This is a genomic window from Rufibacter latericius, assembly GCF_003721515.1.
Taxonomy (GTDB): Bacteria; Bacteroidota; Bacteroidia; order Cytophagales; family Hymenobacteraceae; genus Nibribacter; species Nibribacter latericius.
The window spans coordinates 382,844-399,867 of record NZ_RJJD01000005.1 but is presented as its reverse complement, the minus strand read 5'-3'; the positions used below and the strand labels follow the sequence as shown (position 1 = coordinate 399,867).

Sequence of the window (17,024 nt, the reverse complement as noted above, 5' to 3'; positions counted from 1 at the left end):
CTTATTGTATAATGAATCTTGTTCCTTCCTTTCTTCTCTTTTATACAAGTTAATTAGTTTTTGCAAACATAGGACTGTATAAAAGTCATCCTTCGGCCGACGGCCTCGCACGTCTTTTATACTAACCGTTATGGGTAATTAGAATTAAAGATAAAAACTATGGGATTTGAGAGTAAAATTTATTTCAGTGGTAATGCTCAAATCCAAAAAGAGATTCAGCAAATTTTAATAAATCAAAAGAGCTTCTATAAAAGAGAAATCCTCGATGGCCACTTAAATTTAGAATTTCGAGAAAATAAAGTTCCTGAAGGAATGCCATATATAATTGCCATCATTGAAGAAGATGGACTTTACATTTGTCAATATGTGAGTTCGAAAACGTGGAATGGAACCAATGAAATTATCTCTTTCTTAAAAAAGAATAAAATTGATTTCAGAACTGAAGAAATATAAAAACCATAACACACCTATACGGCAGCTTCGCCATCGCATAGCCTAATCGTTAGCAGTAAGGAATAAATAATGGACTTCACTACAATAGAATATTTAAAGACTGGGACTCCAAAGCAACAGGAAGCATATAAAGTGCTCACTAGTTATTCAATAATGGAGTATTTGCAACCGTATTCCCCCATATTGGCAGGGACAATTCCGATAGATATTGACGTTGAGAACAGTGATTTAGACATTATTTGTTACTGGCAACATGCCGACGATTTCAAGGGTAACTTAGTAGAATGTTTCAGCGGTTATAAAGACTTTCAGATAGTTGATAAAATGGTTCGTGAGCAACGTACCGTAATTGCTAATTTTATGGTTGAAAACTTTGAGATTGAAGTATTCGGACAGAATAAGCCGTCGCAAGAGCAGTATGCTTACAGACACATGGTAATAGAAAACTATCTTCTACTTTCCAAGGGAAACCAGTTCAAGCAAACCATTAGGGAACTTAAAGTTCAGGGGTTTAAAACGGAGCCAGCTTTTGCCCATGCTCTAGGATTGCAGGGAGACCCATACCTTGAACTTCTAAAAGAAGAAGAAAAATTAAATCCCTATCTGCCAACAAAAGCTACAAAGCATTAAAACGCCTCTTATCCGCAGCCTGTTACTTACAAACATAACCATAAACAAAAAAGCAACATGAAATTAGGTGCATTTTCGGTTAGCCTCAATGTTAGAAATCTTGAAGTATCAAAGCAGTTTTATGAGCACTTAGGATTCAACGTCTTTGCCGGCAGTATGGATCAAAACTATCTCATAATGAAAAATGAAAATGCCCTTGTCGGGCTATTTCAGAGCATGTTTGAAGGCAATATCTTGACTTTTAATCCAGGCTGGGATGAAAATGCCAATACTATTGATAGGTTCGATGATGTTAGAGAAATTCAGCGGAATCTGAAAAACAAAGGGATTGAATTGATTAGTGCGGCCGATGAGGAAACCTCTGGGCCTGCAAGCCTTATGCTGAGGGACCCAGACGGAAATACTATTTTAATTGACCAACATCGTTAAACAAACCCGTATCAGCCATTATTCCGCTAAACCAGAAATTTTTATGCAACCGCCTGCCTCTGCCAACGCTTTTTGCCGCGGCTTACATGAGGCTGTAAGTACTTTTAACACAAGACAGAACTTTACTTAATTCACACGAAGCTTTCTGTAACACCATTACAAATAACAAATAACTCTTTACTTATATATTTGGAAAAGCCTTTGAACCGTTAGGTTAGGAAAAACCTAATCTTATATGAAAAAGGCAACCTTCCTTACAATCTTATTAATCTGTAGTATTCAGATTATTTACGCCCAAACCACGCTAGGCATCAAATCTGGAGTAAACATCACGAATGTTGATTATCAAAATTCGAGCGACATTTATAAAAATAAGATACGCTTTTATGCAGGAGGTCTGCTTCAAAAAGAAATAAACGGAAAGGTATTTGGCAGAGCAGAAGCCATCTACTCCTTGAAAGGCAACACCATATCAATTGACAACGGAAATTTTAAAGTAAAGGGAATAGATGAATTCCATTATTTAAACATTCCGCTCTTAGTAGGCTTCAGGCCAATTGAACAACTATCTATTCTTATTGGGCCTGAATTAGGTTACTTAGTATACGCCAGAGAGAACTTTGGCAACAATCCTAAGAGTATAACCGATGCCTGCAATAAACTAGACGTTGGGGCAAGTTTAGGGGTGAGTTATAAGATCAATTCCTTTTTAGAAGCAGAAGCCAGGTACAGCTACGGCTTTACCAATATCTTTTCTTACACCAATCATGATTCAGAGGGAAATGTTGTGGCAGAAGTAAACGATGGCAAGAATAGAGTGTTTCAAACAGGTTTGGTATATTACTTTAGAAAGTAACCAGAGACTTCGCGTTTCACACCTTCCACAACTTAGACTTTACAAAAATGCACGACACCGTTTTATTGTTCATGGGGAGCATTGGTATCCCTGAACTGATAATTCTGTTGCTTTTAACAGGTGTTCCGGTCGTTTTATGGCTCTGGTCTCTGGTAGATTACTCACCGGTAAATTCGCGAACTCCATAGAGAAATTAATCTGGTTAATGGCAATCGTCTTTGTTCCGGTTCTAGGGGCTATCCTTTATTTGATCATCGGGAGAAAACAGAAAATAAGGCAAATTAGGGCTTAGTTAAAGGCGCTTTTGCACCATCTTTCTTAAAACGAGAAAGGGTACTATTCCGCAGAATGGTACCCTTTCTCGTTTTAGGCTTTATTTCAGGAAAATGGCCAGAAAACCTATTCCTGGGCAGCCTGGTCTTTGTTTTTCTTCCCGATGGAAATCAACTGGGGTAGTATTTCTTTGAAGTTCTCTACCCCAACCACTTGCCAGTAACCCTCTTTCTGGAGCATGCGCAGTTCCACAACCAAAGATTCCTCGCTGTTCACTGGTCTAACCTTCAGGCCCACCAAGGAAATAGAATCTTGGCGATTTACGTGTTCTACGCCCTCAAACTCCAGTTTTGGCAGTAGGTTGGTGTTGATCAGTTTGCCAACGGGAAGGAGTTTCACCACATCGGCTACTTCAGGCACCTTCTGCCCCGATACCGTTTCTATGCTTTGGATCAATTGGCTACGCACGGCAGAGGTCAACTGTTTCTTCGCTTTTAAGCCTCTTCTGAGCAAATTGGCGGCTCCCTGCAGTTCCTGGGGCAAGAGATCAACGGCCATATTCTGGCTCTGTTCTACCAGGCTGTTGGAGGTGCGCTTGAAGTCTACATACTTCTGCAGCTTTGCCATGTCTTTGGTGTCCAGCGCAGACCTGATTTCCAGCAGAGAGGCTTCGGGGCCCGTCTTTGTTCTGTTGTAAAACCAATAACCACCGCCCACAAGGGCCACTACCACTAAGAGGAGAAGTACTTTTTTCATATGAAGATGTATGGATTCAATCTTGATCTTTCTTTCCTAAACTGCCTTTATCCAGATATAGAAGGCTAGTAATATTACTAAAAAGATTTCACATGCTGCACATCCTCTAGAAACGGCCAGAGCCCGGGAAAGGAGTTTCCGTTTTCAGGCTTCTTTTCAGTAAAGGGCCCAAAAACAAATCGCCCACCGGTACCAGGTACGGGTGGGCGAGGAAAGTCTTGGGTGAAGGCGAGCGCTTAGGCCTTTATCTTAGAGTACGGGAATTTCTTGGACGCCTTGCGCATGATGGTGGTAATGATGGTACCGGTGTCGCTGCCCAATCCTCTGGAGAGGCTTTTCTCGTATTTCCAGAGCAGTTCGCCAGAGTTGCCGTCGTAGATGTTGATGGCGGTTTTACCGGAGTTGGTAGCGCCATAGAAACCTACGGCTAAGCCAAGCGCCAGGGAAGCCCCGTCAGACATCGGTTTGTCGGTGGTGAAGGTACCCGTGATGATGCCGTCTACGCCTAAAACCTTGGACAACTCAGCGGGAGTGAAGCTTTTGATGTTCTCTGCGGTGATATTATTTTTGAGCAGCATGGCGTTAGTGGTGGCGGCATCCTGGAAAGAAACGGTATAGTCATCTTTGCTGCTCACTTTCAGGAAGTAGGTTTGCAGGGCGCTTTGCACAGCCAGGCCTTCGTTTTGCTCCATCTCCTTGATGCGCTCCGGGGTCATGCTCTTCATTTGGTTGGGCCGCAAACCTACTCGGGCCTCAAAAGGCAGAATGGCAATGGTCTTGTGCTGCTTGGCCAGCGTCTCGAACGCAGGGTTGGTGTAGATTTCTTTTGTTTGGGCCGAAGCTCCCAAGCTCAAAAACAGAGCTACTAGAACAAGCAAAACTGATGTTGATTTCATACTGACGAATTTTAAAGGTTGAATGAAGGGTGGAAAATCGATGTATTTTGAAAAATTAATATAGGAACTTTAACATATATGATCCAAATAGTTAAAGGCAAATTCCAATAATCAAGCATCCAAGGAAAATAACCCTACCTTTTTGCATAAGGGATCTGTCTGGTCGCTTTCCGGGTGATGGCCCTGATGATGTTGTGGGTGTCGCTACCGATACCTCTGGAAAGCATTTTGTCATAGCTCCACAGCAGGTTACCAGACGCGCCATCATAGATTCTCATGGTGGTGTTCCCGGTGTTGGTGGGGCCGGGGCCGCTTACGTAGGGCGTATAGAGAAACGTGTACACGGCAATGGCAGCAGCCACCGCGGTAGAAACCGGTTTCTCAGTGGTGAGGGAACCCACCAGTACGGCATCCACGCCTAGCATCTGCGCCAGTTCTGCAGGCGGAATAGCCTGAAGTTCCTCTGGCTGAATGTCCTGCTCTTTGAGGATGGAATTGGTCACGTTCACGTCCTGCACGGCAATCTTTTCGGAGTCTCCATTGATCTTATTCAGGAAATGGATCTGAAAGGCACTCTGAACTGCCCGGCCGTGCTGCAGTTCTAGGGCGTAAAGTTGCTCAGGGGTAAAGCGGCGCATCTGGTTTGGTCTCAAACCTACTTGTACATCAAAAGGCAGAATGGCAATGGTTTTATGGTGCTTGGCCGCCGCCTCAAAAGCCGGACTCGTATAGATGTTCCGGGAATGGTTACAGCTACTAACTCCTAGGCCTACCAACATCACCATGACCAAAAGCGCACTTCTCATCTTCATTTACTGGATTGTTCTTACTTTGCTTTTTTCCTTCCCGGGCCAAGAGCAGACAACTTTTGCCGCCATATTGGGTTACCAAGGTGCACCTTAACTGCCGCTATGAAACTACATCTTCAAGTACCTGTGGCCCAATCTCACCGGGCTGTTTTGGAAGGTTTTACAGTAGACCTGTTTAGGGCCCTTTCACCCCCATTCCCCAGATTAAAAATTTTGCGTTTCGATGGAAGTTTCCCCGGTGACAGGGTAGAGGTGGAGCTACAGGCCGGCCCTCTGAAGCGCCGATGGACCAGCCTCATCACCGAACGGCAGGAAAACGAGCAAGAAGCCTGGTTTGTAGACGAAGGCCAGGAACTGCCAGCCCCCTTGAAATACTGGCGGCACAAACACCTGATTACCCGGCAGGGCAGCCATAGCATCATCCATGAACAGATTGAATTCCGAACCGGCTCCCGCATCCTGGACCTCCTGATTTATCCCGTCCTTTATGCCCAGTTCGCGGCCCGAGGACCGGTTTACCGCCGGATCTTCGGGAAAGTGGGCTAGCGTTTAGAGGCTTGTTTTACTAAAATGGCCCTGAAACGATATCGGTAGGGAGAAAGGAGTTTCCAAACTTTTACCCGTGGAACAGGTTATGTCCAGAAAAAAGCGGGAAACTGCGTAGATTGGCAACATGGCAAAAGCAGTAGTCATAGGTTCAGGTATAGGCGGCATTGCGGCGGCCATTCGGTTGGCGGTGAAAGGATACTCGGTGACGGTACTGGAGGCTAATGCTTCCTTCGGCGGCAAGATGACTCAGTTCACTTTGCCGGGCGGCTACCGTTTCGATGCAGGCCCGTCTCTGTTCACCTTGCCGCAGTTGGTAGATGATTTGTTTACCCTCGCCGGCCGAAACCCGAAAGACTACTTCCGGTATCAGCGTCTGCCCATCGTGACCCAGTATTTCTGGCCAGACGGCACCCGTCTCACGGCCCATTCCTCGGCACAAGCCTTCGCCCAAGAAGTAGAAACCAAACTTGGCATTCCGCAGGAGCAGTTGCACCGGCACCTGGAGAAAGTAGCCCGGCTGTATCACGCCACCGCCCATACGTTCCTGCACAAATCGCTGCACAAGCTGGACACCTACCTCAGCCCCGATGTGCTGAAGACACTTCCGGCTCTGCCAGAGTTGGGCTTGACCACCACCATGCACGCCGCCAACGCCCGTGCCTTCTCAGACCCGCGCCTGGTGCAATTACTGGATCGTTACGCTACCTACAACGGATCAGATCCTTATCAAGCCCCGGGCACCCTTAACCTGATTCCGCACCTGGAGTTCAACATCGGGGCCTTTTATCCCGAGGGAGGCATTTTCGCCATCGCCCAAAGCCTGGTGAGGCTAGGAGAGGAGCTAGGGGTGGAGTTCAGGTACAATGAGCTGGTGCAGGAAATCATAACGGAAGGAAGTCGGGCTACCGGCGTGCGCACCCCACAGGGCACGTTTGCAGCCGAGGTGGTGGTCAGCAACATGGATGTGGTGCCTACTTACCGGAAACTGTTGCCCCATCAGTCGGCCCCGGAGAGGACCTTGAAACAACCCCGCAGCAGTTCGGCGTTGATTTATTACTGGGGCATTTCGCGTACGTTTCCTGAATTGGACCTGCACAACATCTTCTTCAGCCAGAACTACCAGCAGGAATTTGAGCACATTTTCCAGAAAGAAACCGTAGCGCAGGATCCAACCGTCTACGTGAACATCACCTCTAAATACACGCCCTCTGATGCGCCTGCTGGCCACGAGAACTGGTTTGTGATGGTGAACGTGCCGCACAACGCCGGCCAGGACTGGGACGAACTCATCACACAAACCCGGCAAGCGGTGATCACAAAGGTAAGCAAGGCGCTGGGCGTAGACCTTGCCCAACTCATTACTACTGAGAAGGTCTGGGACCCGCGCGGCATTGAGGCTGACACTTCATCTTTTGCGGGCGCTTTGTACGGAAGTTCGTCTAATAACCGGATGGCGGCATTTCTGCGGCACCCTAACTTTACCAGCAAACTCAAAGGCCTGTATTTTGTGGGCGGCAGCGTGCACCCTGGAGGCGGAATCCCGCTTTGCCTGCTTTCCGCGAAGATCGCCTCTGACTTGGTGCCGCAGGTTTCCGCAGCCGTCAGGATTTAAGTTTAAGATCATCGGGTTAACTTCTGTTTAGGGCCTCTTTTCTGAAAACAGGCCCTAAACCAAGGCTATGACTTCCCCAATTTTCGGGATCAGGAGCTCTTCTTTCTGCCGTCCTGAAAGGTCTCGCTAGCAAGTAGGCAATGCGTTTCCTGGGAATCTGTTTTAGTTCGCCTGCCAGATTCTTCCATAATGCTAAAGAGAAAGAATCATACCTTTTTTCCTTTACTTAGCAGCGGATCTTTGCCCAACAGAAAACCCTGAGAATGCCCCTCGCTGCTTCCCTTCGTACTGCCTTACCTGTCGTTCTGCCGTTTATGGGGTTGATGGTGGGGCTTACGTGGTATGTGCAGGACACCGGTTTCTTCTGGGACAGCATTCTACTCGCCTCCAAATACGGGCAATGGTATTACCAGACCCGGTTCTCCACTTTGTTTGTGCCTGATCAGATAGGGGGATATCCGCCGCTCTTCGGGATGTACGTGGCCGCCGGGTGGCACTTGTTTGGGAAGACGGTGCCGGTGAGCCATTTCCTGATGCTGCCTTTTCTGCTGGGGATTGTCTGGCAGGTGTATTTGCTGGCGCGGCAGTTCCTACCCAAAAGCTGGTATTTCCTGGGCATGCTCCTCATCTTCCTGGACCCTACGTTGCTGGCCCAGAGCGCCCAGGTGGCCCCAGACATAGCGCTGCTTTTCCTCTACCTGACTTGCTTGAATGCCCTGTTACAGCACCGTCCGGTTTTGCTGGCAGTAGCGCTGGCTTTTTTGGCGGTGCACACGCCCCGAAGCCAGATTATGTTGGCAGCGGTTTTTCTCACGCATCTTCTCCTGGTCAGGCAGCAGGGCTCACTCAACTTACCGAAATTTCTGAGACTCCTTCTGCCATATGTGCCTGCGGGGCTGCTGCTGGTGTCTTGGCTGGTACTGCATTATCAACACTTCGGATGGATTGGGTACGCCCCGTCTTCAGATTGGAGCGCTTACTCATCCGTGGTTTCTGTTAAAGGTTTCGCCCAGAACTTAGCGTTCATTGCCTGGCGACTGCTTGATTTTGGCCGAGTGGCCCTGTGGCTGACGGTAGCTATTCTGTTATGGTGTTTCAGGCACGGTTTCAGAAAAGAGACCTTAAAACTGATGGTTCTGCTGGTGGTACCATTAGTAATATTAAGCCTGGTGCTGGTCTGGTATACCAATCCCATCGGGCACCGGTATTGGCTGGTGGTCTATGTTCTCCTGGGGCTTCTCACCGCCCATTTGCTGGCGCTGGTACAGGTAAAACGGGTACAGCAAACCGTCTATGTAGTTCTGGTTCTAAGCCTGCTGAGCGGCCACTTCTGGGTATATCCTCAACGGATTGCCAAAGGCTGGGATGCGTCTCTGGCTTATCTGCCGTACTTCAACCTCCGGAAGCAGATGATGACGTACCTGGATGAGCACCAGATTCCGTGGCAGCAAGTAGGCAGTGATTTCCCTAACCTGGCTTCTCCCGCAGTCACCGATCTAAGCCTAGACCAACGACAGTTTGCGCCAAAAGACCTGAACAACCAAAGCTATATTCTCTACTCCAACGTGTTCAACGGTTTCACCGATCAGGAACTAGCCCAACTCCAAAACCACTGGGTTCCTGTGCATGTCCTCAGAAAAGGGCAGGTTTACTTCTGCCTGTACCGCAAACCAAGTACGGCCTTGCCTTCCGTCAGGTAAATTCCTTTATTTCTGAAACTAACTTTCCCGTTTTAGGCCTTGTTTCACGAAATCAGCCCGGAATTAATCTTTCTCCGAAATCTTTTACCTTACAGAAAAGGCCTTCTGGCTAAAGATGATGTAGGGAAGCAGCCTGAAACGTCAAGATCATATCCTCCCAAGCGCATAAATAAAAGCCATGAAAGCAGTTTTGGTTTCCGGATCAAAAATTAGGTTTCGGGCTTGAAACTGCTATATTTGTTTAGAGGCAGCACCTGCCCAAAAGAACAGAAAAATGACGAAGGATGAGCTCTTACGCACTGCCATGCGCTCCTTCTCTGCCAATGGGGTAAAAGAGGTAACAGAGCGGCGCCTCATGCAGGAATTTGGGTTATCTGTGGAAGAGTTTAACCAGTCTTTTACAGATAAAGAAGACTTCCTGCGCCAGGCCGTGGAGCTTTACCTGGCTGAGCAGAAAGAGCTTCAGAACGCTTTCCTCAACGAGGCTGATAACCCTCTGCAGAAGCTGATGCAAGTCATCAGGCAGCACGTAAACCAGCTTCAGCAGTTCAACCCATCCTTCTTTATCCAGATCCAATACCTCTACCCCCGCATCTGGACCCTTTACCTGCGCCATGCCCAGATGCATTCTTATTACCTGTTCCATGACCTGCTGAACCAGGGAATAAGACAGCAGCTTTTTCGGCCTGATCTGAACATTGAAGTGGTGACCAAGGTGCTTTTGGAGCTGATCAACATCCTGATGAACCATGCCCTTTTCCCGCCGCACCGCTACAATCTGTCCGAGGTTTTCCGGGGTATTTTCCTTTATTACCTGCAGGGCATTTCCACCGAAAAAGGCAACAAGGTGCTGGAAAACTTTTTCTCTACTTTTTCACTATCGGCGTAGCCCTGTTTTCATCTTCTGCGGAAAGTACTTACTTTATACTCTTCAAAAAACCATATCTTTGTAGGCTTACATCGATAGAGATGCGTACCGCCATCTCTTTTCATCCTGAATTCTCTCGTATAAATGACATTTAAGCAGACCGTTCTCCAAGAATTACTCCAATTAATCAGGCAAGAAGGCTTGTCGCATTTGAATGAGCAGGAAATCATTAACCGGGTGGATATTTCTTCGGCCACGTTCAGGGAGTTTTTCAAGGGCATGGATGACCTCATAACCCAAGTGGTACAGTTTGACCTTGAAGCCCGTCAGCAAGAGCATGAGCGACTATTTGAGAAGGAGAGCAGTCCTTTGATCCGGTTGCTGCTGGTGGTGCAGGTAGGCCTCCAGGCTTTGCGGGAATCTCAACCCACAGTACTCCAGGAACTCCAGGAAAAGTATCCAGCGGCGTGGGCCCTGTACTGGAGCCATTCCACAGATTATACCGCGCATCTACTCTACGAACTCCTGAATGAGGGCGTCCTGAAGAAAGAACTCCGCCAAGACCTCAACATCCAGTTGGTGACCAAGATCATGCTGGAGCAGTTATCCATGATTGTGAACCCGGTGACTTTCCCGCCAGACCGTTTTAACATAGCAGAGGTGTTCCGAAGCGTTTTCCTGTACTACATCACCGGCATCTGCACCGAGGAAGGCGCTAAGAAAGCAGAGCAGTTTTTCGCCTCGTTAAAGTAAAACAGGTCTAAAACACCAAAAAATAGAAAGCCTGCTAATTCTGAGTTAGCAGGCTTTCTATTTTGTAACCAAACGTTTCCTTCTTAGCTGATGGAAATGCGCACCTTCTGGGTGAACTCGCGCAGGGCGGTTTTGAAATCTGTGTTGTGGTCGCCCATGTGGTTCAGGATCCAGATGGCCCCGAACACGTGGGTCAGTTTCTCGCCTTCATCGGCGCCTTCAATCTCAAAGGCGGGCGTTTCTTCGTTGATCAGTTGCTCCTCGGCTTCGCGCAGGCTGTCAATGGTCTGCGTTTCTACCAGTTTCTTGATGGCAGGTATTTTCATGGGGCTTAGGCTAGTTTACGAACCATTTCTAGGACATAGTCTTCTTTGCTGGTGGCAGCGCCCTCTACCAACTCGCCGTTCTTGAACACCGCGAAATAAGGCAAATTGGTTACTCCGGCCAGTTTGCGCGCTTCGGGGCTGGTTTCGGCGTTTACGTCCAGAAACGTCACGTTCCCGAACTCCTCGTTACCGGCCATGCGCTTGAACTTAGGGGAGAACAAACGGCAGTTGCCGCACCAATCAGCGAAGTACTTCACCACCACGCGTTCGTTGCTTTTCAGCACCTCCTGGAAATCTGTATCTGTTGCTTGAATGATAGCCATGGTATTTGTATGTAGGTACACTAAATAAATAATTACGCAAATTTAACGCTTTTGGCTCAGTTTAAAGAACCAGAGCCAAAAACAGACGAACTACGGCTTTTGTTCCGATTTAGTTGAATCTGGCTTGCTGCCGAAGAGCCCGCCCCGTCCGCGCCGGGAGGGCTTCGTCTTGAGGGTAATCTGCTCAATGACTTTCTGCCTCGGGAAAGAGATCACCCAGACTCCCCGCACCTGGCCTTCCTCGGCTCCGTCGGGCCGGCCTTGTGCCGAGAACACGCGCAGTTGCTCCAGTGAGGTAGAGGTGTAGTCCAGAAGGCTGGGTTCATCGCAGCTGGCGCAGTTACGCCGCCTGATCTCGATAGGACGTTGGTACTGGAAAAGGCCCTCACGCACCTGAAGTTCCACGTGGGGCATCGGTTTCCCATCGGTAGAAAGGAGCTGGTTCTGCGTTAAGAACTGCTTGGCTTCCGTCTCAGAGGCGAACGTTTTCCGCTGCAAGGTAGCCTTGTAGCGCTGCAGAATGCTGTTCACGGTAGGTAGTTTATCAGGTTGGGCTACAAAAAGGGCTTGTTCTTTGGGTTGGCTCTCGGCTAACTGCAGGAAAGCGCCTTCCACCAACCGAATGATGGTATCACCGGCCAACAGGGCTTGCTTCTCCATGTCTTCCTGGGTGATTCGCTTTACCTTATGCCGCTCGGCCTCTACCGCCATCTCTTTGCCCCGCTCCAGTTTCTCTGGTTCACAGGAGGCGAAGAAAAACAAGCTGAGCCCCAGCCAAAGAAAGGATAAGTTATGTTTGGTCATTCGTTCTGGTTTAAACATCGGCCAAGTTTTCGCTTGGGTTCTGCAAAGATGGGGCTTGCGGGATTGATTCACAATGTATTAGAATAAGTCAAATGAAGTACGTTGGTTTAGTAGAGGAAAGTTGGGATCAATTAGCTTTTGTCTTAGATATTAGTTTGTTTGCTTTTGAAGGAAGTAGGGGGATGACTTTTTCTGCTGATTTTTCTTCTCTTGGTTTAATATTTACCATGGTTCAAGTCTGTGACTTGGACCTACCTTGATCTGAAGTTTGCAAATCAGTGAGGCGACAGTCTCAAACCTCTTTATGGGTTTTGACTTCCTACTTCCTTCCAACCGAGCCTCAGGGCTGCAGTCGCGGTCTGCCCGCGTTTGTCACTTTTCTCCTTGATGAGAAAAGTAACCAAAAGAATCAAGAAGAAAAGAAACTCGCTGACGCTCAGACAGTCTTTTCTTCACCTCTTCGTACCACCCCGCTGCCGTCCTCTGTTGCATCGCCCACGTAGGCCGTTGCTGCTTAAACCGCTCCTGCGTGCGGCAGGGTGTACCTCGGCCTCACGTAGGCCGTCGTCCCGACCTGCCGCAGGTGGCTGCTTCTGGTTTGAACCGTGGCAATGCCTTTATTCGCTTCGCGGAGGTGTGATTGCCCACTTGTAGGATAGGAGCAGTTTCATGTTTTCAGGGTGCTTTTTCTAAAACAGCTCTGAAACTCCCTATTAAAAAACAAAAGCCCGCTGCAAGGCAACGGGCTTTTGAATAGAAAATGTTTTTACTAATCCTTATTGGTTTTTCAGCACTACTGGCTCTCCTAAGCCTAAGTCTTTTAGACCGGCTAATTGGGTTTTGGCATCACCTACTACCACATACACCATTTTGTTGGGATCAATGTAGTTGTTGATAAGGCTTTTTGCCTGATTGTAGCTCAGGTTCTGGATAGCCGCTTCGTTCTGCTTCAGGTAATCTAAAGGCAGGTTGTAGGTGTTGATGTTCTCCAGTAATCCTACCAAGCTTCCCAAGGTTTCATAGCCCAGAGCCGTCTCGCGGATCAACGCACCTTTGGTGGTGGCCAGGTCCTGCTCGGTAAAGGTGTTGCCGTAGGTTTTCAGGATCTCGTCAATCGTTTGCAGCGACTCCTTTGTTACGTTAGTCCGAACGCTAGAGGAAGCTGCAAACATGCCCGGTGCCGTTGGCCTGCGGGAGAACCCGGAGCCTGCTCCGTAGGTATAGCCTTTTTGCAGACGCAGCACATTGAATAGGGTAGAGGCTGAGCCAGATCCCAGTTTATGGTTAATGGCTTGCAACGCAGCATAGTCTGGTGACCCTACCGGCACGGCTAGGTACCCTGTATAGATCACCGATTGTTTGGCGTCTGGCTGGTCAATGAAGTACAGACGGGCGGCAGGCTTGTTCGTGGCGGTTACCGGGGCAGGCAAGGTCACGTTTTTAGGCGTCCACTTCTGCTCCAGGCTAGCCAGCGCTTTTGCCACATCGGCTTGTTTCACGTTACCCGCTACCTGGAAACTTGCCACGCTAGGCGAGAAGTTCTTCTGGTAGTAGTCTTTCAGGTCCTGGATGGTGATGCCTTGTACCGTTTCCATGGTGCCGGCCGTAGGATAGGCAAAACGGCTGTTTTCGCCGTACAGCACTTTGTTGAACGCAAGCGAGGCTACTGCCGATGGATTGGCTTGGGTTTGTTTGATCTGGTTCAGGGCGGCTTGTTTCACCTTGGCGAACTCGGCCTCGTCCCAACGTGGCTCCAGCAGAATCTCTTCTACCAGTTTCATCACCTGCGGGAAGTTACGGGCCAAGGTATTGCCGGAGATGGTGATGTTCTCAGAAGAAGAACTTACGCTTACAAACGCACCCAATTGCCCGATGGCTTCTTCCAGTTGCTGCGGGGTTTTGTTTTTGGTGCCTTCCATAAGCATGGCATCCACCAAAGAAGCCGTTCCAATCTTGGTAGGGGCATCTAACTGCATGCCGCCTTTCAATTGGATGCTGAACTGTACCAACGGTAATTCATTCTGCTCAATGCCGTACACTTTCATGCCGTTCTTGAGCTGCGAAGTCCAGATGGCAGGGGCTTTGAACGCGAAGTTGTTGCTCAGTTCAGGCATCTTGCTGCGGTCAACCTTAGACGGCGTCTTGGCGAAGGTGGTCGGTTCTTTTCCGGTGTTGGCTCCTTCGGCCCCGGCTACTACTTTCTCTTCTACCACTTCGGCTTTCACCGCACCTTTCACGGCTAGTTCTTCCTGGCCCTTCGGCACGAAGCTGGTCATCACATAGGGTTTACCTTTGATGTACTTGCGGTACACATTCATGATGTCCTGCGCCGTTACGGTCTGGGTCATGGCAATGTCTTTTTTCGCGAAGCCTGGGTCACCGGCAAACTCGTTGTACTGGGCTAATTGGAAAGCCTTGTTCAACAGGCTGGAGATGCCGTTGTACAAGGCCGTTTCCTGCCGGATTTTCAGACGCTCCAGTTCTTTTTCGTTTACGCCTTCTTTCTCAAACTTGTCAAAGGCAGCGAACACGGCCGCCTGCACATCATCCAAGTCCTTCTTGTCGAAAGCGCGTACCCGCACTCTGAAGGTGCCGGCAATCTCAGCGGAGGATTGACTCGCAGAGGCTCCCGGAGCTAGTTTCTTCTCCTCTACAATGATGCGCTCAAATGGAGAATTCTTACCGTCTGAGAGTAAACTACCCAGCATGCTTAGCGCATATGAGTCTTTGTGGTACTGCTCAACGGTTGGGTATACCATGGTCAACTCCGGCAGGTTAGCGAAGTTATCCACGTGGAAAAGAGACTTGGTTGCTGCCAACTTCACCGGCATAGCAGGCAAGGGCTTCACTGCCGGACGTGGCTTCAGCTCACCAAAATACTTCTCTACCAGCTTCTTGGCATCGGCAGATTCAAAATCACCAGTCAGCACTAATGTGGCGTTATTCACACCATACCATTGTTCATAAAATTCCTTTACATCGCCTAAGGTGGCGTTCTGAAGGTCTTCAAGGGAGCCGATTACCTCCCAATTGTAGGGATGGCTGGCAGGATACAGGTTCTTCAGGATCACGTAGTTGGTGTGTCCATAAGGCTGGTTATCCACACGCTGGCGCTTTTCGTTTTTCACCACTTGCTTCTCGTTCTCCAGGCCCCATTCGCTCACGGTGTTGATGAAGAATCCCATCCGGTCAGACTCCATCCAAAGGATTCTCTCCAGCGCATCTTTCGGAACTACCTCGTAATACACCGTACCGTCAGTGAAGGTACCCCCGTTGAACGTGCCGCCAATTTGGTTCACGTTCTTGATGAAGTTGCCTTTACCCACGTTCTCAGAGTTCTGGAACAGCATGTGCTCGAAGAAGTGCGCGAACCCAGTACGGCCTGGCTTCTCACGGTTAGAGCCTACGTGGTACATAATGGCCACCGCTACTTTTGGGTCTGATTTGTCCTGGTGCAACACCACTTCCAGGCCATTGGCTAGTTTGTACTTCTCGAAAGGAAGGTTGAACTGCGAAGAGGACGAAGCAGAGGTCTTAACGGCTGTTTTCTTCGGGGCTTGGGCCCATACGCTTTGCGCAGGGTTTACCGCCATACTGCCCATCAGTAGGGACAAGCAGGCTATTTTCAATCTTTTGTTCATGGTAAGGGAAAAGGGTTTGTTCGCTTAAAAGCACGTTCCGCCTGAAAGGTCGTACTTTATTAGTAGGGAAAATCAGGAATTTATTACAGGCTTGAACATGGGTTCTTCCTTGATTAAAGCCTTGTTTTCAGAAATCGGTGCTAAAACAAAGGGCCTCCTTTGCTTAAAGCATTCCGCAAAGATACTGCAAGGACTACTTCTCTGCAGAATCTATTATATTAGCTTCCGTCTATATTGTTTTTACCTAACGGTTGCTTTGGGCTTTCTTTGACAAAAAGAGGCTTAAAATGAGTTTTTTCAGGTAAATAGTTGTTGAGGCAATGAAAATGAAAAACTGTCCTGAGCAACGCACTGCTCTAGCTCTTACGAACCACCTTCATGAAAAATAGAAAGCTTATCTTATTCCTTTTCTGCCTGGGTACTTTGCTTGCCTGGACTGCCCTTTGCCTCACCTATTTCACCACCGGCCGCATTGAATGGCTTCGGCTCCTCACATTCCTAGCCTCCGGAATCCTGGCGTACATCGTGTATCAGCGCAAATGAAAAAACAACTGTTCCTACTTCTCTTTTGGGTACTTTCCATAGCTTCTGTCCAGGCGCAGGCTTCGGCTACCCTATCCATTCCTAAAAACCGATACGGCTTGCCAGTGGTGAACACCAAGGCCTTGTACCAGGACCTAGTGGCGCAGGACCCTAAGCAGGAACTGGTGGAACTGCAATCCTACATTCCCGGTCTGGTGCTCGACATCAAATATGCCACGGCAGACAACTTGGTGAAGGAGCCGGTTTATAACATTGCTACTGCCTACGCTCGCAAACCCGTGGCCGATGCCCTAAAGAAAATTCAGGAAGAACTGAAGCCGCTGGGCCTAGGCCTGAAGATCTATGATGGTTACCGCCCTTACCACGTCACAGAGCTATTTTTCAAAAAGGTAAAAAGGAAAGCTTACGTGGCCAATCCCAAAAACGGATCGCGCCATAACCGGGGCTGCGCCATTGACCTGACCCTGATCAACCTTAAAGACGGGAAGGAACTGGAGATGCCCACGCCCTATGATGCCACGGTAGTGCAGTCCCACCCAGATTATCCACACGTATCTGAGCAGGTGAAGAAAAACCGGGCCTTACTTATCAACACCATGCAACGCCACGGCTTTACTGTTTTCCACAATGAATGGTGGCATTTTGACTTCAATGATTGGCCTAAATATCCGCTTATGGATATAAGGTTTAAGGACCTGAAAACGATGAAGCAGTAGGTTATCTATAACGAAGGTATTTTAAGGCCATTTTCCAGGAAAAAGACCAAAAACGGGAGGCGTGATCGTCGCCCGTTTTTTATGAAT

General features: G+C 48.5%; 19 protein-coding genes. 12 read left to right on the top strand and 7 right to left on the bottom strand.

Features of this window, described 5'->3' with window-relative positions:
* Nucleotides 1-159 precede the first annotated feature (159 nt).
* From EFB08_RS11245 to EFB08_RS24020, 5 genes are all read left to right on the top strand, one after another.
* Complete coding sequence (locus EFB08_RS11245) at nucleotides 160-453, top strand: hypothetical protein (protein WP_123127035.1); 294 nt, start codon at nucleotides 160-162, stop codon at nucleotides 451-453.
* Between the two features lie 69 nt (nucleotides 454-522).
* Nucleotides 523-1,083, top strand: a complete 561-nt coding sequence (locus EFB08_RS11240) for a DUF4269 domain-containing protein (RefSeq protein WP_123127034.1) — start codon at nucleotides 523-525, stop codon at nucleotides 1,081-1,083.
* A 57-nt stretch (nucleotides 1,084-1,140) separates the two neighbouring features.
* Nucleotides 1,141-1,512 (top strand): VOC family protein, encoded by a 372-nt coding sequence (locus EFB08_RS11235; RefSeq protein WP_123127033.1) that lies wholly within the window; start codon nucleotides 1,141-1,143, stop codon nucleotides 1,510-1,512.
* A 235-nt stretch (nucleotides 1,513-1,747) separates the two neighbouring features.
* Complete coding sequence (locus EFB08_RS11230) at nucleotides 1,748-2,368, top strand: porin family protein (protein ID WP_123127032.1); 621 nt, start codon at nucleotides 1,748-1,750, stop codon at nucleotides 2,366-2,368.
* 136 nt (nucleotides 2,369-2,504) lie between these two features.
* On the top strand, nucleotides 2,505-2,660 hold the full coding sequence (locus tag EFB08_RS24020) for a PLDc N-terminal domain-containing protein (protein WP_123127031.1): 156 nt from the start codon (nucleotides 2,505-2,507) through the stop codon (nucleotides 2,658-2,660).
* Between the two features lie 107 nt (nucleotides 2,661-2,767).
* On the opposite strand, the gene EFB08_RS11220 is transcribed toward EFB08_RS24020, so the two are convergent.
* From EFB08_RS11220 to EFB08_RS11210, 3 genes are all read right to left on the bottom strand, one after another.
* On the bottom strand, nucleotides 2,768-3,397 hold the full coding sequence (locus EFB08_RS11220) for a DUF2939 domain-containing protein (RefSeq protein ID WP_123127030.1): 630 nt from the start codon (nucleotides 3,395-3,397) through the stop codon (nucleotides 2,768-2,770).
* Between the two features lie 236 nt (nucleotides 3,398-3,633).
* Nucleotides 3,634-4,293: a hypothetical protein gene (locus tag EFB08_RS11215; protein WP_123127029.1), complete on the bottom strand. Its 660-nt coding sequence runs from the start codon at nucleotides 4,291-4,293 to the stop codon at nucleotides 3,634-3,636.
* A 134-nt stretch (nucleotides 4,294-4,427) separates the two neighbouring features.
* Complete coding sequence (locus tag EFB08_RS11210; protein WP_123127028.1) at nucleotides 4,428-5,105, bottom strand: hypothetical protein; 678 nt, start codon at nucleotides 5,103-5,105, stop codon at nucleotides 4,428-4,430.
* Nucleotides 5,106-5,315: 210 nt separating this feature from the next.
* On the opposite strand from EFB08_RS11210, the gene EFB08_RS11205 reads away from it, so the two are divergent.
* The 5 genes from EFB08_RS11205 (at nucleotide 5,316) to EFB08_RS11185 (ending at nucleotide 10,584) form a co-directional block, all read left to right on the top strand.
* Complete coding sequence (locus EFB08_RS11205) at nucleotides 5,316-5,648, top strand: SRPBCC family protein (protein WP_227006304.1); 333 nt, start codon at nucleotides 5,316-5,318, stop codon at nucleotides 5,646-5,648.
* A 127-nt stretch (nucleotides 5,649-5,775) separates the two neighbouring features.
* On the top strand, nucleotides 5,776-7,263 hold the full coding sequence (crtD, locus tag EFB08_RS11200) for a 1-hydroxycarotenoid 3,4-desaturase CrtD (protein ID WP_123127026.1): 1,488 nt from the start codon (nucleotides 5,776-5,778) through the stop codon (nucleotides 7,261-7,263).
* Between the two features lie 263 nt (nucleotides 7,264-7,526).
* Complete coding sequence (locus EFB08_RS11195) at nucleotides 7,527-8,963, top strand: hypothetical protein (RefSeq protein ID WP_123127025.1); 1,437 nt, start codon at nucleotides 7,527-7,529, stop codon at nucleotides 8,961-8,963.
* A 274-nt stretch (nucleotides 8,964-9,237) separates the two neighbouring features.
* Nucleotides 9,238-9,852, top strand: a complete 615-nt coding sequence (locus EFB08_RS11190) for a TetR/AcrR family transcriptional regulator (protein WP_123127024.1) — start codon at nucleotides 9,238-9,240, stop codon at nucleotides 9,850-9,852.
* 123 nt (nucleotides 9,853-9,975) lie between these two features.
* The gene (locus EFB08_RS11185; protein ID WP_125077712.1) at nucleotides 9,976-10,584 is read left to right on the top strand and encodes a TetR/AcrR family transcriptional regulator; all 609 of its coding nucleotides are present in this window, start codon (nucleotides 9,976-9,978) and stop codon (nucleotides 10,582-10,584) included.
* Between the two features lie 83 nt (nucleotides 10,585-10,667).
* On the opposite strand, the gene EFB08_RS11180 is transcribed toward EFB08_RS11185, so the two are convergent.
* The 4 genes from EFB08_RS11180 to EFB08_RS11165 form a co-directional block, all read right to left on the bottom strand.
* Entirely contained in the window at nucleotides 10,668-10,910 is a 243-nt protein-coding gene (locus EFB08_RS11180) for a DUF6952 family protein (RefSeq protein WP_123127022.1), read from the bottom strand.
* 5 nt (nucleotides 10,911-10,915) lie between these two features.
* Nucleotides 10,916-11,233, bottom strand: a complete 318-nt coding sequence (locus EFB08_RS11175; protein WP_123127021.1) for a thioredoxin family protein — start codon at nucleotides 11,231-11,233, stop codon at nucleotides 10,916-10,918.
* Nucleotides 11,234-11,323: 90 nt separating this feature from the next.
* The gene (locus EFB08_RS11170) at nucleotides 11,324-12,037 is read right to left on the bottom strand and encodes a hypothetical protein (RefSeq protein WP_123127020.1); all 714 of its coding nucleotides are present in this window, start codon (nucleotides 12,035-12,037) and stop codon (nucleotides 11,324-11,326) included.
* Nucleotides 12,038-12,813: 776 nt separating this feature from the next.
* Nucleotides 12,814-15,678 carry a M16 family metallopeptidase gene (locus EFB08_RS11165; RefSeq protein WP_123127019.1) on the bottom strand — a complete coding sequence of 955 codons (2,865 nt, stop codon included), beginning with the start codon at nucleotides 15,676-15,678 and terminating at the stop codon, nucleotides 12,814-12,816.
* A 378-nt stretch (nucleotides 15,679-16,056) separates the two neighbouring features.
* Between EFB08_RS11165 and EFB08_RS23490 the strand changes: the two genes are divergently transcribed.
* Both EFB08_RS23490 and EFB08_RS11160 read left to right on the top strand, forming a co-directional pair.
* Nucleotides 16,057-16,221, top strand: a complete 165-nt coding sequence (locus EFB08_RS23490; RefSeq protein ID WP_165864864.1) for a hypothetical protein — start codon at nucleotides 16,057-16,059, stop codon at nucleotides 16,219-16,221.
* A complete protein-coding gene (locus tag EFB08_RS11160) occupies nucleotides 16,218-16,937 on the top strand; it encodes a M15 family metallopeptidase (RefSeq protein ID WP_123127018.1) in 720 nt (239 codons plus the stop codon). Before EFB08_RS23490 ends, EFB08_RS11160 begins: the two co-directional genes overlap by 4 nt.
* The last annotated feature ends 87 nt before the right edge of the window (nucleotides 16,938-17,024 follow it).